The 14,912-nt window shown below is 58.8% G+C and carries 13 protein-coding genes and 1 tRNA gene; 3 read left to right on the top strand and 11 right to left on the bottom strand.

Features of this window, described 5'->3' with window-relative positions; genetic code table 11:
* Window position 1: 1 nt before the first annotated feature.
* The 3 genes from MF268_RS12865 to cysS all read right to left on the bottom strand — a co-directional run bounded on the left by MF268_RS12865 (window position 2) and on the right by cysS (window position 3,908).
* Window positions 2-778: a squalene/phytoene synthase family protein gene (locus tag MF268_RS12865; protein ID WP_238371270.1), complete on the bottom strand. Its 777-nt coding sequence runs from the start codon at window positions 776-778 to the stop codon at window positions 2-4.
* A gap of 9 nt (window positions 779-787) precedes the next feature.
* Window positions 788-2,407 carry a citramalate synthase gene (gene cimA, locus MF268_RS12860; protein ID WP_238371269.1) on the bottom strand — a complete coding sequence of 540 codons (1,620 nt, stop codon included), beginning with the start codon at window positions 2,405-2,407 and terminating at the stop codon, window positions 788-790.
* 127 nt (window positions 2,408-2,534) lie between these two features.
* A complete protein-coding gene (gene cysS / locus MF268_RS12855; protein ID WP_238371268.1) occupies window positions 2,535-3,908 on the bottom strand; it encodes a cysteine--tRNA ligase in 1,374 nt (457 codons plus the stop codon).
* Between the two features lie 285 nt (window positions 3,909-4,193).
* Here cysS and MF268_RS12850 point away from each other — a divergent pair, with 285 nt between their 5' ends.
* The gene (locus MF268_RS12850; protein WP_238371267.1) at window positions 4,194-5,384 is read left to right on the top strand and encodes a pyridoxal phosphate-dependent aminotransferase; all 1,191 of its coding nucleotides are present in this window, start codon (window positions 4,194-4,196) and stop codon (window positions 5,382-5,384) included.
* A 152-nt stretch (window positions 5,385-5,536) separates the two neighbouring features.
* Here MF268_RS12850 and MF268_RS25485 read toward each other — a convergent pair whose 3' ends face one another.
* From MF268_RS25485 to MF268_RS12840, 3 genes are all read right to left on the bottom strand, one after another.
* Window positions 5,537-5,755, bottom strand: a complete 219-nt coding sequence (locus MF268_RS25485; RefSeq protein WP_420485435.1) for a ribbon-helix-helix protein, CopG family — start codon at window positions 5,753-5,755, stop codon at window positions 5,537-5,539.
* A gap of 734 nt (window positions 5,756-6,489) precedes the next feature.
* Window positions 6,490-6,720 carry a DUF2188 domain-containing protein gene (locus MF268_RS12845; RefSeq protein ID WP_238371266.1) on the bottom strand — a complete coding sequence of 77 codons (231 nt, stop codon included), beginning with the start codon at window positions 6,718-6,720 and terminating at the stop codon, window positions 6,490-6,492.
* Between the two features lie 220 nt (window positions 6,721-6,940).
* On the bottom strand, window positions 6,941-10,603 hold the full coding sequence (locus MF268_RS12840; RefSeq protein ID WP_238371265.1) for a vitamin B12-dependent ribonucleotide reductase: 3,663 nt from the start codon (window positions 10,601-10,603) through the stop codon (window positions 6,941-6,943).
* A 545-nt stretch (window positions 10,604-11,148) separates the two neighbouring features.
* Between MF268_RS12840 and MF268_RS12835 the strand changes: the two genes are divergently transcribed.
* Complete coding sequence (locus MF268_RS12835) at window positions 11,149-11,622, top strand: hypothetical protein (RefSeq protein WP_238371264.1); 474 nt, start codon at window positions 11,149-11,151, stop codon at window positions 11,620-11,622.
* Window positions 11,623-11,647: 25 nt separating this feature from the next.
* Here MF268_RS12835 and MF268_RS12830 read toward each other — a convergent pair.
* The 4 genes from MF268_RS12830 to pdxH form a co-directional block, all read right to left on the bottom strand.
* Window positions 11,648-11,724: transfer RNA gene (locus tag MF268_RS12830), tRNA-Pro, on the bottom strand.
* A gap of 43 nt (window positions 11,725-11,767) precedes the next feature.
* Window positions 11,768-12,232 (bottom strand): DUF192 domain-containing protein, encoded by a 465-nt coding sequence (locus MF268_RS12825; protein WP_238371263.1) that lies wholly within the window; start codon window positions 12,230-12,232, stop codon window positions 11,768-11,770.
* Between the two features lies 1 nt (window position 12,233).
* Window positions 12,234-12,770 (bottom strand): cold-shock protein, encoded by a 537-nt coding sequence (locus MF268_RS12820; RefSeq protein WP_088635451.1) that lies wholly within the window; start codon window positions 12,768-12,770, stop codon window positions 12,234-12,236.
* Window positions 12,771-12,892: 122 nt separating this feature from the next.
* Complete coding sequence (pdxH, locus tag MF268_RS12815; RefSeq protein ID WP_238371262.1) at window positions 12,893-13,498, bottom strand: pyridoxamine 5'-phosphate oxidase; 606 nt, start codon at window positions 13,496-13,498, stop codon at window positions 12,893-12,895.
* Window positions 13,499-13,629: 131 nt separating this feature from the next.
* Between pdxH and fabI the strand changes: the two genes are divergently transcribed.
* Window positions 13,630-14,436 carry an enoyl-ACP reductase FabI gene (fabI, locus tag MF268_RS12810; protein ID WP_088635507.1) on the top strand — a complete coding sequence of 269 codons (807 nt, stop codon included), beginning with the start codon at window positions 13,630-13,632 and terminating at the stop codon, window positions 14,434-14,436.
* 10 nt (window positions 14,437-14,446) lie between these two features.
* On the opposite strand, the gene MF268_RS12805 is transcribed toward fabI, so the two are convergent.
* The gene (locus MF268_RS12805) at window positions 14,447-14,869 is read right to left on the bottom strand and encodes an SRPBCC family protein (protein ID WP_238371261.1); all 423 of its coding nucleotides are present in this window, start codon (window positions 14,867-14,869) and stop codon (window positions 14,447-14,449) included.
* Window positions 14,870-14,912: the final 43 nt, after the last annotated feature.

The following is a 14,912-nucleotide window of genomic DNA, read 5'->3' as shown; positions in this document are numbered from 1 at the left end:
ATCACCAGCGCCCGCGCGCGACCCGCAGCATGAGCGCCAGCCGATCGCGCGTATCGATTCCGCCAAGCCGCCCCTCAACCACACGGGACGGGTCCGCGATGACCTGACGCAACAGACGCGACGCTTGCCAGCCGCTGAACAGCGCCTGCCGCGCCTCGGGCGAGATTTTTGCCCGCTGCGACCGCGCTTTTTGCAGCCGTTCGAGCGCTTTCTGCGCCAGATTACGTACACCTTCGCCGGTCCCGTCAATGAGCGGCACACGGCGGCGCGCCTCAAGCTCGGGCACGGCGCAAAGCCAATTCGCGATCCCGACCCCATAGGCGAAATCTCGCAGCACCGTTTCATCAGCCTGGCCCAGCGATAGCGCCGCAGCCGAGACCACATGGCCCGAAGTGGCATCGATGTAGCGCTCGAAATGCGCCTCATCCTCGAACGGGTCTCGGTAGATGTCCCAGCGCCGCGCCGCCACCATTTCATCCAACCGCGCGGCCAACGCCGGCGCCAGCACCTGCGAAAGCGGCGTCACCACCTCATGCCGCCGCACGATCCCCCCGGCAGAAATCTCCGACAGCGCATCGCGCCACCATTGCAGCCGCATCTCGGCAATCATGCTTTCCTCGGTCACCCAAGGGGCGCGGGCCACCTCGATATTCAACGCAAATATCGGGAACAGCACGCGGCGCGCAGGCACGGGCACCGCCATCACCGCAAGAAATCGTGCCGGATCGGCCTTTTCCACAAGGGCCGCGCAGGCCGTCAGATCGGTATCGAATGCCACGTCAGCCCGTCACGCCTTACCGTCGCGCACAAGCTTCCACCGGATCGCATCCAGCAGCGCCTCGAAACTGGCATCCACTATATTCGGCGACACACCCACCGTTGACCAACGCCGTTTCTGCGCATCCTGAAAATCGATGATTACACGTGTCACGGCCTCGGTTCCGCCATTGGTGATACGCACCTTGAAATCGGTCAGACGCATGTCGTCGATCCTGTCCTGATAGGGCCCAAGATCGGTCTTCAGCGCCTGCCAGAGCGCGTTGACCGGCCCGTCATCATGCAGATCCTGCGGATGTTCGTTCTTGAAATACCCGGTGCGCTTGGACCCGTCACGGAATTGTACCGTCACCACCGCTTCGGATTCGACGACCACCTGCCCCTTGGCGTTGCGGCGACGCTCGGAAATCACACGGTAGCGTTCGACGTCGAAAAAGCTCTCCATCCGGCCAAGCGCCTCGCGCGCGACCAGCTCGAAACTGGCCTGCGCCGTGTCATAGGAATAGCCCGCGTCCTCGCGTTCCTTGATCGTGTTCAGGATAGTGCCAAGCGCCTGATCGTCCTTTTCGACCTCAAGCCCCGCTTCGGACAGACGGCGACGCAGGTTCGATTGCCCTGCCTGGTTCGACATCGGGATGATGCGTTCGTTACCCACCAGTTCCGGATCAATATGTTCGTAGGTGTCCGGATTCTTCAGGATCGCGCTGGCATGCAGCCCCGCCTTGTGGGCAAAGGCCGAAGCGCCGACATAAGGCGCCTGACGCATCGGCACCCGGTTCAGGATATCGTCCAGCATCCGGCTGATCCGTGTCATGCCCACCAGCGCCTCGCGGCTGATCCCGGTATCAAATTGGCTGGCAAAGGGCTCTTTCAGCAAAAGCGTCGGGATGATCGAAACCAGATTGGCATTGCCACAGCGTTCGCCCAGCCCGTTCAGCGTGCCCTGTATCTGGCGCGCCCCGGCCAGAACCGCCGCCAGCGATCCAGCTACTGCCGCCTCGGTATCGTTATGGGTATGAATGCCAAGGTGATCCCCGGAAATGCCCGCCGCGATGACCTCGGTCACGATGCGCGCGATCTCCTCCGGCAATGTCCCGCCGTTCGTATCACAGAGAACGATCCAGCGCGCCCCGGCATCATAGGCGGCCCGGCAGGCTTCAAGCGCATAGCCCGGGTTGGCCTTGTAACCGTCAAAGAAATGCTCGGCATCGAAAAGCGCCTCGCGCCCCTGCGCCACGATATGCGCGACGGACGCCCGGATATTCTCGATATTTTCCTCAAGCGTGATCCCAAGCGCCGCTTCCACATGGTAATCATGGCTCTTGCCAACCAGACAAACCGAACCGGTGCCCGCATTCATCACCGCCGCCAGCACATCGTCATTCTCGGCCGAGCGTCCCGCCCGCTTGGTCATGCCAAAGGCCACCATCTGCGCCCGTGTCTTCGGTGCCGCCTCGAAAAAAGCCGAATCCGTCGGGTTCGCCCCGGGCCAGCCGCCCTCGATGTAATCGATGCCAAGCCCGTCCAGCGCTGTCGCGATCTGCACCTTGTCGGCGGTCGAAAACTGCACCCCTTGCGTCTGTTGCCCGTCCCGCAGGGTGGTGTCGTAAAGATAAAGCCGTTCTGTCATAGCACCGCTCCCCCTTCAGAAACCACAAGCTTCTTTGGGTCAAAAATATCCTCGGGGGGAGTCCCGGACCACGTCCGGGACGGGGGGCAGACAGCCCCCTTCACCGCTTCAAACGCGCATGTCGCACTCATTTCAGCCCCTCCAGTTTTTCCGCGTCAAAGCCCGGCCCCGGCAGCAATTCCACCCCCGCTTTGCTCATCCGAACCTCGACACCCGCCGCCGTCAGCGCGGATTTCATCGCATCGACCGATGAGAAATCCTTGATTTCCATGGCGGCCTGCCGCAGATCGGCAAGACGATCCGCGTAGGGAGAAAGGTCCACAGACGGTGCCGCGGCCCACTCAGGCACGGCTTCTCCGACCAAACCGAGAAACTGCATGGAGGCGCGCAGGCCGCCCCCTTCATCCGCATGCGAAAGCTGATGCAATACGGTCAACGCCCCGGCCGTGTTCAGATCGTCCGCCAGCGCATTGATCAAAGCGTGGGGGACATCACCGTCTTCACTTGCCGCGTCGATCTGGCCGTACCATTTCCGAAGGGTTTTCTCCGCTTCCACGGCCTTGGCCTCGGTCCAGTCCATCGGTTTGCGATAGTGCGTGCTCAGGAACACGAAACGGATCACGTCACCCGGGATGCCCTGATCCAGCAGATCGCGCACGGTAAAGAAATTGCCCAGCGACTTGGACATCTTCTTGCCTTCGATCTGCAGCATCTCGTTATGCATCCAGACATGGGCGAAATCGCCTTCTGGATGGGCGCAGCAGCTCTGGGCGATCTCGTTTTCATGATGCGGGAACATCAAGTCATTGCCGCCGCCGTGGATGTCGAAGCTTTCTCCCAGCAGCTCAAAGGCCATGGCCGAGCATTCGATATGCCAGCCCGGGCGGCCCCGACCCCAGGGGCTCTCCCAGCCCGGCAAATCCGCGTCGGACGGCTTCCACAGAACGAAATCCATCGGGTTCTTCTTGTAGGGCGCGACCTCGACCCTTGCCCCGGCGATCATGTCATCCACGCTGCGCCCGGACAGCTGGCCGTATTTCTCTTTCCAGCTGTCAACGGCGAAAAGCACGTGGCCTTCCGCCTCATAGGCGTGCCCCTTGGCGATCAGCTCTTCGATCATCGCCACCATCTGCGGGATGTACTGGGTCGCGCGCGGCATATGGTCCGGCTCCAACGCGCCAAGCGCCGCCATGTCATCGAGGAACCATTGCGTGGTTTCGGCGGTGATCTCGGAGATGTCGCGCCCGCTTTCGGCAGCGCGGGCGTTAATCTTGTCGTCGACGTCGGTGAAATTGCGCACGTAGGTCACGTGATCCGCGCCGTAGACATGGCGCAGAAGCCGGTTCAACACATCGAACACCACAACAGGCCGCGCATTGCCAAGATGCGCCCGGTCATAGACCGTCGGGCCGCAGACATACATCCGTACGTTGTCAGGGTCGATCGGCGTGAAATCCTCTTTCGCGCGCATCTTGGTGTTGTGCAGCCTGATCTTTGTCATCTCGTCGCGTCCTCACGTGGGGTGAGACAAAATGCCAAACGGGCACAGTGCCTCCGGCGCGGGCATGGCAACTTGGTTCAGGGATGTAAACGAAGAAAACCGGCCCGCTTTCGTATCAGCAGGTAATAATGCAGCAGATAATGATGCAATTCCGGTTCATGGCGGTTTAATACCCGGCTCACGCGGCGGGATCAAGAGCCATGCAACGCAGATATGCCCGGACTACGATTGACAATCCGGCCCGGCTCTGCCCCAAACGGCGCGAAGATATTACGGAGTCTGCTTATGAAACTGTCGCATCGGATCACCCATATCAACGAAGGCGGTTCAGACGGCTGGGAGGTCTTTGACCGCGCCAAGCGCATGATCGCGGACGGGATCGCGGTGACCCAGCTGACCATCGGCGAGCATGACATCCGCACCGACCCGACGATCCTTGCCGCGATGAATGCCTCGGCAACCGGCGGGCATACAGGCTATGCCTCTGTCCCCGGCATCCCATCCTTGCGCGACGCGGTCGCGGCGCGGCTCAGCGAGAGAACCGGTGTCCCGACGCGGCGTGAAAACGTGCTGATCACCCCCGGCGGACAGGCGGGGCTGTTCATGGCCCATAACGCGGTCTGCAATCCCGGAGATGTGGCTCTTTTCGTCGACCCTTATTACGCGACCTATCCCGGCACGATCCGTGCCGCTGGTGCGGTTGCGCGCCCGCTGCGCACCCATGCGAAAGACGCGTTTTTGCCGCAGGCGCAGGAGCTTGAACAGTTGGCCGAGGGTGCGGTCTCGCTCTTGATCAATTCACCGAACAACCCCACCGGCGTGGTCTATGGCCGCGAAACGCTGGAGGGCATCGCCGGGGTCTGCCGCGAACAGGATCTCTGGCTGATCTCGGACGAGGTTTATGACACGCAGGTCTGGAAAGGCGACCATATCTCGCCGCGCGCCCTGCCCGGCATGGCCGAGCGCACGCTGGTCATTGGCTCCATGTCGAAAAGCCACGCGATGACCGGGTCGCGCTGCGGCTGGATCGTCGGCCCCGAAGAGGCGATTGCCGCGCTTGCCGATCTGGCCGTCACCACCACCTATGGCGTTGCCGGTTTCGTTCAGGACGCCGCCCTTTTCGCGCTGAACGCTGGGAAGGAATTCGAGGAACAGATCGCAGCCCCCTTCCGCCGCCGCCGCCTACTGGCACAGAAAGTGCTTGGCAATCAGCAAGTTGTTGGTCTTCTGCCCTCGGATGGCGCAATGTACCTGATGCTGGACATCCGCAGCACCGGGATGAGCGGCGAAGCTTTTGCCCATGCCCTGCTGGAAGAAGAACACATTGCGGTCATGCCCGGCGAAAGTTTTGGCATCGCCGCCGCCGGTCATATCCGCGTCGCCATGACCATCGCTGATGCGGAGTTCGAACAGGCGCTGAAGCGGCTCTGCGATTTCGCCGCCGCGATCTCGGGGCGCGAAAGCAAGCGCGCCTGATTTTGGATGATAAAAGCGGTATGAAAAAGGGAGCCCCATTTCCATTTCGTGCGGGGGCTTGGAAAGGCTGCTAGAGCCAATTTGAGACACTCAGGGCAAAGTGGCGAACGGCAGCAGGTGCCGTTTGGGCCGACTATCGGTGCGCGCAAAAATCAAGATTTATGCACGTCTTTCCAAACTACGCGCCAAGCTTCAGGGGTTTCTGTGCGAGCCTTGTCCCTCGTAGCGAAGCGTGTCGGGTGTTCTTGGCTGAACTCCCGTAGACAAATACGCACCAACTCGGACAATGAACGTCCATACATCTTTGCACTGGCTTGAAGCCATTCGTCGATGTCAGGATCGACCGTGATAGTAATCCTGTGCTTACTCATCGCTTGTGCGCCTTAGATCACTTATTGCGGCAGCCGCAACTGCGATCCCAAAAACGATTCCCATCTCGGCCACTGTGCTGCCACCAAGTGGTAGAAAGTGGAATAGGTCTGGGAAGAGACCTTTGACGACTGCAAGCAAGAGCAGTGCGACACCACCAAGAGTAATGAACTTCATAAACGCCTCCATCTGACCGCCCTTGATGATAGCAGGTAAACCTTAAGAAAAAGTTGCTACTGCATCACATTGAGCCACTGAATGGTCGTCCTGTCTGGGCATCAACTATCGCACGCGACTGATGCTCGTCTTTAGCTGTTGAACTGATTAGTAGCTTTAAAGCGTGCAAAAATCACGATTTCTGTTCGGCTACCCCGGAAGCGGCCAATGGGTGAAGGTCCGAAACGTCCGCGCAACCGACCAACGTCCAGCTCGAACACACACAAGAAAAAACGGAGCGCCGAAGCGCTCCGTATAAGTTTCGCCGTTCAGGCTCATCTAGTTTACCGCCCGGTGTTTTTTGCCTGCGGCCTGAACGTCGTCAGGGGCGAGCGCACCCGCCCCGTGGAAAGGTGGGCAAGGACAATAGTCCGCCCCCACCCTATGTCGTCGGGCCAGAAGTGAGGCCCGTCCGTGAGCTGAAGCTGCCCTCTGCAAAGGCCGCTTCGGTGGTTTCGTCGGGGTCCGGTCAGCGAGTGGCAGCCCGCAACCCCTGCGCGCCTGTTGGGGCGCGGTTCTTTTAGCCTTTAGGAGGGTAAGGATCGTTTCCATATGTATTCCTATCTCGAATACGTCCATCCCGTCCCTTAAGGATTGCTTCGCCATCATTTTGCTTGGCAAAATTCTTGGAAGCATCCCAAGCTTCGGCTTGAGTAGCAGTCACTTTTGATGCGCGTTCAGCTCCTTCTCGCTTTGATTCCCAACGCCCATCAGGCCTTTTTTGAGTCCAATAGTTGTCTTTGTTTGGCATCGCGATGCCCTCCTAAGTGCCAGAGCACCCAATTTCATGAGGTTAAGTCTTGGGATAAACTCTGTATTACTCAGCACGCTATTGATCCCCAAATCGTCCTTTGTCATTCCTTTCGTCACGACCCTTCGAGGGCCGATTGGTTTCTCCCGCAGCATGCTTAGCTCTTGCGGGATGAGCCTGGGGTTGGCGTTGCACCGCTGACCCCAACCTCTGAATTCCTTCAGCTACACCCCGACGTCCCGCCGCAGGTGTTGCATTTCATGCAGGTGCCGTTACGCACCAGCGTGTAGTTGCCGCATTCACCACAGGGGTCGCCCTCGTAGCCCTGCATCTTGGCCTTGACCCGCGCGTCCATCGACACGGTGCCGCTTGCGACGGCGGTGGTGGTCGATGTTGCGATTGTGGTGGTATCGGAGGTCATTGCCGCCATCGGTGCTGACGGTTCTGCAAAGCCCGCCAACGCGCCGGGCATCTGGCCGCCGTTCAGCACGACAAGTTCCTGCGGCAGACGCTTGCGCAGATAGCCGGTGGAGCTGATCTGTTTCAGCACTTCCAGAGAGCGGCTGGCAGCGTTCTCGCTCATCTCCGAGATATTCGACACGCCTTCTTCCTCGCCGCGACCAACATCGTCAAAGGAAGCGCCCTGCGGTTTCACATGGGCCAGATCGGTCCGGTCGAGGTAAGACACGGCCAGTTCGCGGAACACGTAATCGAGGATCGAGGTCGCGTTCTTGATGCTGTCGTTGCCCTGCACCATCCCGGCGGGTTCGAATTTCGTAAAGGTAAAGGCGTCTACGAATTCCTCGAGCGGTACCCCGTATTGCAGGCCGACCGACACGGCGATGGCAAAGTTGTTCATCATCGCCCGGAAGCCAGCGCCTTCCTTGTGCATGTCGATGAAGATCTCGCCAAGGTTGCCGTCTTCGTATTCGCCGGTGCGCAGATAGACCTTGTGCCCGCCAACAACCGCCTTTTGGGTGTAGCCCTTGCGGCGCTGGGGCATCTTTTCGCGGTGCGAGCGGATGATTTCCTTGACCACGACCTTTTCGACGATCTTTTCGGCCAGAACGGCGGCTTTTTCCTGCTGCGAGCCGGATTCAAGCACTTCGGCGGCGTCTTCGTCGTCTTCGACCAGCGCCGAGGCGAGCGGCTGGGACAGTTTCGAGCCGTCGCGGTACAGCGCGTTGGCCTTGACGCCAAGCGACCAGGACAGTTCGTAGGCCTTCTGGCAATCTTCGATCGTAGCATCGTTCGGCATGTTGATCGTCTTGGAGATCGCGCCCGAGATGAAGGACTGCGCAGCGGCCATCATGTGGATGTGGCTGTCGACGCTCAGGTAGCGGGTGCCTTTCTTGCCGCAGGGATTGGCACAGTCAAAGATCGCGTAATGCTCTTCCTTGAGGTGCGGTGCGCCCTCTAAGGTCATGGTGCCGCAGACATGGTCATTGGCAGCCTCAATGTCCTTGCGGGAATAGCCCAGGTGGCGCAGAAGATCGAAAGACGGATCGTTCAGTTTCGCGGCGGGAATGCCGAGCACATTGGTGCAGAACTCTTCGCCCAGCGTCCACTGGTTGAAGACAAAGCGGATGTCGAAAGCACTGGCAAGGGAGGCCTCGACCTTGGCGAGCTCGTTCTCACCGAAACCATGACCAGCCAGCGACGTGTGATTGATCGCGGGCGCATTGCCTATGGAGCCGTGGCCAACCGCGTAAGAGATGATCTCTTCGATCTCGGCCGAGCCGTAGCCCAGCTTTTCAAGCGCGGCCGGAACCGAGCGGTTGATGATCTTGAAGTAGCCGCCACCGGCAAGCTTCTTGAACTTGACCAGTGCGAAATCAGGTTCGATGCCGGTGGTGTCGCAGTCCATGACAAGGCCGATGGTGCCGGTGGGCGCGATCACGGTGGCCTGCGCATTGCGGTAGCCGTGCTTTTCACCCAGCGCCAGCGCCTCGTCCCAGACCGTGTGGGCCAGTTCAAGCAGCTTGGTATCGGGGCAGTTCTTGTGATCGAGTGCGACCGGCGTGACCGCGAGGTCTTCGTAGCCGGTGGTCTTGCCATAGGCAGCATTGCGGTGGTTGCGGATCACGCGGAGCATGTGGTTGGCGTTGCGCTCATATCCGGCAAAGGCGCCGAGCTCCGAGGCGATTTCCGCCGAGGTCGCATAGGCCACGCCGGTCATGATCGCGGTCAGCGCACCGCAGAGCGCGCGGCCTTCGTCGCTGTCATAGCTGTGGCCCATGTTCATCAGCAAACCGCCGATATTGGCATAGCCCAGACCCAGCGTGCGGAAGTCGTAGGACAGCTGCGCGATCTCTTTCGACGGAAACTGGGCCATCATTACCGAGACTTCGAGCGTCAGGGTCCAGAGACGCGAGGCGTGCATGTAATCCGCCGCCTGGAATTCGCCGTCCTTGAGGAACGTCAGCAGGTTCATCGAGGCAAGGTTACAGGCCGTGTCGTCGAGGAACATGTATTCCGAACAGGGGTTTGAGCCTCGGATCTCACCGTCTTCCGGGCAGGTGTGCCATTCGTTAACCGTGTCGTGGTACTGGATGCCCGGATCGGCGCAGGCCCATGCGGCATGGCCGACCTGTTCCCACAGATCGCGCGCCTTGACGGTCTTGGAAACGGAGCCGTCGGTGCGGTTGATCAGCTCCCAGTCGGCGTCTTTCTTGACTGCGGTCAGGAAGGCGTTGGTGACGCGGATCGAGTTGTTCGAGTTCTGGCCGGAAACAGAGTTATAGGCCTCGGAATCCCAGTCCGTGTCATAGGTCGGGAATTCGATGCCGGTATGGCCCTGCTTGGCGTAATCCAGGACGCGCTTGATATACGTTTCAGGGATCGCGACTTTCTTGGCCTCACGGATCGCTTCTTTCAACGTGTTGTTGACCTTGGGATCATAGGCTTCTTCTTCGAGCCCGTCCCATGTGCCAATGGCCGCGAAAATACCGTTCAGCTTGGCCTCGTGCATCTTGGAGCCAGCCACGATGCTCGCGACCTTTTGTTCTTCGAGCACCTTCCAGTTGATAAAATCCTCGATATCCGGGTGATCCGCATCGACGATGACCATCTTGGCCGCGCGGCGGGTGGTGCCACCGGATTTGATCGCACCGGCTGCGCGATCGCCGATCTTGAGAAAGCCCATCAGGCCCGAGGACTTGCCACCACCAGAGAGCTTTTCGCCCTCGCCACGCAGATGGCTGAAGTTGGTGCCAGTGCCAGAGCCGTATTTGAACAGGCGCGCTTCACGCACCCAAAGATCCATGATGCCGCCGTCGTTCACCAAATCGTCCTGCACGCCCTGAATAAAGCAGGCATGCGGCTGCGGGTGTTCATAGGAGGATTGCGATTTGGTCAGCTTGCCGGTCTTGTGGTCGACATAATAGTGGCCCTGCGCGGGACCGTCGATGCCATAGGCCCAGTGCAGGCCGGTGTTGAACCACTGAGGGCTGTTAGGCGCGGCCTTTTGCGTGGCCAGCATATAGCGCATCTCGTCGTAGTAGGCGCGCGCGTCTTCCTCGGTTGTGAAGTAACCGCCCTTCCAGCCCCAGTAGGTCCATGCCCCGGCGAGACGGTCGAAAACTTGCTTTGACGAGGATTCTCCGCCCATTTCAGCGCCCTCTTCGGGGACCGAGCGCCAGAGGAATTCGGGAACGCCCTTTTCCTTGACCTTTTTCAGCGCCGAGGGAACGCCGGCCTTGCGGAAGTATTTCTGTGCGATGACATCGCTGGCAACCTGGCTCCAGCTTGCGGGAATCTCGATATCATCCTGACGAAAGACGGTCGTACCGTCCGGGTTGCGAATTTCAGACGTGGCGTGAATGAAATCGAGGCTCGCGTAGGCGTCCTGACCGGCTTTGGTAAATCGTCTTTCAATTTTCATATCGCTGCCTCTGTTCTCAGCTTTGCCCCAATATCAAAGGCCGGTAATCGGCCCCGCAAACGCCCTGTCGTTGCAGGCCGCCCGCATGCCACGGAGGGGAACGGCAAAATCTTTCCATGCTGCCGCAGCAGTTACTTTTCGGCGCGAAGCCAGATTAGAAAGAATTTCAATTTGTCCCTTCCTGAGCAGCGACCCTCTGGTTATTGCCACCAGATTTAGTGGTCACCGCCCCGGCCAGCACAACTTGACGTAGGTTCCCGGCTAAAGCAAACGATTTTTGATTCTTTTTTGCCTTGACGCAGATCGATACAAGCGTCCTTTTGCACGGTCCGTGATTCATGCACAGGGCGGGCCGAATCTGATTGGTTAAAGGCGGATAAAACCCTGCCGGTTTTTGCCAGCAATTCAGTAGGTTTCGGCAGGATTCCAAACCAGCACCTAAATTTATCCACAACTTATCCGGTAGATTATCCCACGACTCTTGCGCGTGATGAGCTTAGGCTGATTTCGCGGATTCGCGGCAAATCCACAGCGGGAAATTTCTTATGCGCCCTTGGAACTTACTAACTGTAGTATTTTTAAGCGCCTGTGCCACACAAGATGTAGCGCAAATCTCACATCGCGCGCGGTTCGCGGAGTATCCGGAGAATCTTTTGGAATCAGTCGAATCCGCCTGTTCGGAGCCATCGGACAGTTTCAGCCGCCCCGATGATCAGACAATCGAGTGCCGGACTTTCCTCAATCCGCAAGAAACGGCCGTCGCCATAATGACCTATGAAGGGATTCTGGACGATCTTCCCCGGCTGGTTCTGCAATTCCATGTCGAGCCGGACGAACCGGGTTACCTCGTGCAGTTCGACAGCTATTTGAACGTTCCGCAGAAAACAGGTGCGCCGCTTCGGGTGTTTTACCGGAATCCGACGGTAACAAAGACAGTCAACAAGATCATGCGCGTGGCGGGCGGGAAACCCGAGCCTATTCCTGTGCCGGGCAATGCGGCCGGAAAACCGGCCGAGTGACCAGAAAATACTGATTTTTGGAAAATGGTCGGGGCGAGAAGATTCGAACTTCCGACCCCCTGTACCCAAAACAGGTGCGCTACCAGGCTGCGCCACGCCCCGAACCATGCGGCTGTCTAGACGGGACTGAAGGAATTGAAAACCCCTAACAGGGCCATACGGGGTTTGCAGAGGAAAAAACCGGATGTTGCATCTGGCTGCCCGGCTCGATTCCATAGCGTTCGGCAAGTCCGCCGTTGATTTCGAGCACGACGCGGACGTTTTCGCCCCCGTCAATCGCGGTCAGATCTCCGGGAATCGCTTCGTGATGCACATGAGTTACCAACCCGTCAGAATCGACAAAGATCATATCGAGCGGAATCAGCGTGTTCTTCATCCAGAAGGTCGCCCGGATCGGATCGGGATAGATAAAGAGCATCCCCTTGTTCCGGCCCATCCGTTCAACGAACATCAGCCCCTTGGCGCGTTCGGCATTGTCATCGGCGATGTCGACGGTAAATGAAAGCTCACCCCAGTCGCCTCGCAGGGCAACGCGATCTTCACGACATTCCGCGTGGAGCGACGACGCCAGCGTGCAGGCCAGAACCAGCCCGCCCCAAAGTCGAGGCATCCTAGTCTCCGGTCTTTGGATTTGCGACTTCCCAGGCGTGGACCTCGGCGGCCATGCGGCCCCTTTTGCCATCGATCACTCGGATGGCGAGAGCCTCGCCCGGTTGCAGATCGGACAGGCCCGACTGGCGCAGAACTTCTATGTGCAGAAAGATATCCTCGGGGTGACCGAAGATGTTCGCAAAGCCAAACCCCTTGCCCTTGTCGAACCATTTTACGCGGGCGGGCTCCAGCGGCCGTTGCTTCAGATCCTGCGGATCCATGTTCACAAAGTCGGTCAGAACCGGGGTGTCGTCCCGTTCGGGCGGTGTGATCGAAATGATCTCGACAGCCTGAACCCCGCGTTCGGTGCGGTGGGTAACCACCTCGATCCGTGCGCCGTCCGCGACCGAGCTTTGCCCGAAATTTCGCAAGACGTTGACATGCAATAGGATATCGGGCCCGCCCTCGTCCGACACGACAAAGCCGAATCCTTTGGTGGGGTCAAACCACTTCACCTGCCCGCGCACGTGATACATGCTGTTCAAGTCTTCCGCCAAAGGGGTCCTGCCATCTACACTATCACATTGCATTAAACACCTAACTGTCGGTTTTTGACAGAATTATTCAAGATAAAAAAAGTCATTTATCTAAAAGTTCCAATATTTATATCATAAAGTCATCATGGGTTCAGCCGATTTATCACCCAATCTGCCTCAGGATCACTGCGACGCCAGCAAAAACGGTCATGAAGGCGGAATTGACCATCAGCCCAGAATTCAATTTCTACGGGAACAAGCCTGTATCCGCCCCAGAATGGCGGACGCGAAGGATTCGGTCCCTGCTGTGCAGTGACCTTAGCGACCTCGGCCATGAGGGTCGCGCGGCTTGCCAGCGGACGCGACTGGCGCGACGCCCAAGCGCCAAGGCGGCTCTTGAGCGAGCGCGATTTATAATAGGCGTCGGCCTGCGGACCGTCCTCGCGTGTGATCGTCCCGCGCACCCGGACTTGCCGGCGCAGCGATTTCCAGTGCATCACGAAAGCGGCCTTGCCAGCGCTGTCCAGCTCCTGCGCCTTCTGGCTTTCGTAATTGGTGTAAAAAACGAAAGCGCCGGGCTCGACATCCTTGAGAAGAACCATACGCGCATTGGGCAGACCGTCACTATCGACTGTGGATAGCGCGATGGCGTTATGGTCGTTGATCTCGCTTTCCTCGGCCTCTGCCATCCAGCGTTTCACGATCTCGAACGGGTCGTCACCCGCAAAGATTCCGTCGCGATCACTCATCCTTATCCACCCTTTCCCCGGCACAGTGCTGATGGTGCCTCAGGGGCACCCGACTGTTTCATGTACTCTTGAAGCCTGTTTCGCCTTCGCCTAAAGGTCAGTCAATTGCGAAAATCAGGATGGAGTTCCTCATGTCAAATCAATTGATGGTCGGCAAGCGCGGCCTGATCATGGGGCTCGCCAACGACAAGTCGATCGCCTGGGGAATTGCCAAGGCGCTGGCCGATGCCGGGGCCGAGCTTGCGTTTTCCTACCAGGGCGATGCGCTGAAAAAGCGTGTCGATCCGCTTGCTGAAAAAGTGGGCAGCAAGATTGTCCTGCCCTGCGATGTCAGCAGCGAAGAGTCCATCGACGCGCTGTTTGCCGGTCTGGCCGAGCATTGGGACAACATCGATTTCGTCGTTCACGCCATCGGTTTTTCCGACAAGAACGAGCTGCGCGGTCGCTATGTCGACACCTCGCGCGCCAATTTCCAGATGAGCATGGATATCTCGGTCTTCAGTTTTACCGCCGTCGTGAACCGCGCGGAAAAGATGATGAACGAAGGTGGTTCCTGCCTGACGCTGACTTATTACGGTGCCGAAAAGGTCATGCCGCATTACAATGTGATGGGTGTCGCCAAGGCAGCGCTCGAAGCTTCGGTGCGTTACCTAGCCGAGGATCTTGGCAAGGACGGCATCCGCGTCAACGCGATTTCTGCGGGGCCGATCAAGACGCTCGCCGCCAGCGGTATCGGCGATTTCCGCTATATCATGAAATGGAACGAGTATAACTCGCCGCTGCGTCGCAACGTGACCATCGACGATGTCGGGGGCTCGGCGCTTTACCTGCTCTCGGATCTCGGGGCCGGTGTCAGCGGCGAAGTTCTGCATGTGGATGCGGGCTATCACGCGGTCGGGATGAAAGCCGTCGATGCGCCGGATATTTCGACCGTCTGATCCTTGGGGGTTAATTCAGTCGCGCGCGGACCTGATCAAGTTCACCCGTGAGACCGGCCAGCCCCTTCTCCATCGCCCAGCGATGACCCTCTACGACCGTCGGCCACATAAGCGGTGCGATTCTGCCGAGGATGGGTCGGTTCAACGATATGTCCGACTCAATCCGCACGTCCGCGATGGCACCGTTTTGCTTAAGGCTCCACTCAACTTTGCCATTGATATCACCGCTGGCCTTGATCTGGCAGCTGCAGGGAGAGTTGACCTTTATTATCTCGGCCTCCCACAGGAACGTCAGGGGCAACCGGCTACGAGTCAGAAAACGCGCGCGACGTCCAACGCCGCTTTTATCCCCTTTTTCAATAACTTGAGCATCTAGAAACACCGTACCCCACCATTCGGGCAAGCGATCAAACGCAATGATCACCTCTGCCACATGCTCGATCCGAGCGGACAGTTTCCAATTGGTTATGAGCAGG

The organism is Heliomarina baculiformis (assembly GCF_019966545.1).
Taxonomy (GTDB): domain Bacteria; phylum Pseudomonadota; class Alphaproteobacteria; order Rhodobacterales; family Rhodobacteraceae; genus Heliomarina; species Heliomarina baculiformis.
This window is presented reverse-complemented; position numbering and strand designations above follow the sequence as displayed.

Bases quoted from the DNA above. Each gene is read 5' to 3' on its own strand.
- MF268_RS12835 (WP_238371264.1), top strand. From the start codon at position 11,149: ATGCGCCCTTGGAACTTACTAACTGTAGTATTTTTAAGCGCCTGTGCC.
- pdxH (WP_238371262.1), bottom strand. From the start codon at position 13,498: ATGAGTGATCGCGACGGAATCTTTGCGGGTGACGACCCGTTCGAGATC.
- cysS (WP_238371268.1), bottom strand. From the start codon at position 3,908: ATGACAAAGATCAGGCTGCACAACACCAAGATGCGCGCGAAAGAGGAT.
- cimA (WP_238371269.1), bottom strand. From the start codon at position 2,407: ATGACAGAACGGCTTTATCTTTACGACACCACCCTGCGGGACGGGCAA.
- fabI (WP_088635507.1), top strand. From the start codon at position 13,630: ATGTCAAATCAATTGATGGTCGGCAAGCGCGGCCTGATCATGGGGCTC.
- MF268_RS12840 (WP_238371265.1), bottom strand. From the start codon at position 10,603: ATGAAAATTGAAAGACGATTTACCAAAGCCGGTCAGGACGCCTACGCG.
- MF268_RS12845 (WP_238371266.1), bottom strand. From the start codon at position 6,720: ATGCCAAACAAAGACAACTATTGGACTCAAAAAAGGCCTGATGGGCGT.
- MF268_RS25485 (WP_420485435.1), bottom strand. From the start codon at position 5,755: ATGAGTAAGCACAGGATTACTATCACGGTCGATCCTGACATCGACGAA.
- MF268_RS12825 (WP_238371263.1), bottom strand. From the start codon at position 12,232: ATGCCTCGACTTTGGGGCGGGCTGGTTCTGGCCTGCACGCTGGCGTCG.
- MF268_RS12850 (WP_238371267.1), top strand. From the start codon at position 4,194: ATGAAACTGTCGCATCGGATCACCCATATCAACGAAGGCGGTTCAGAC.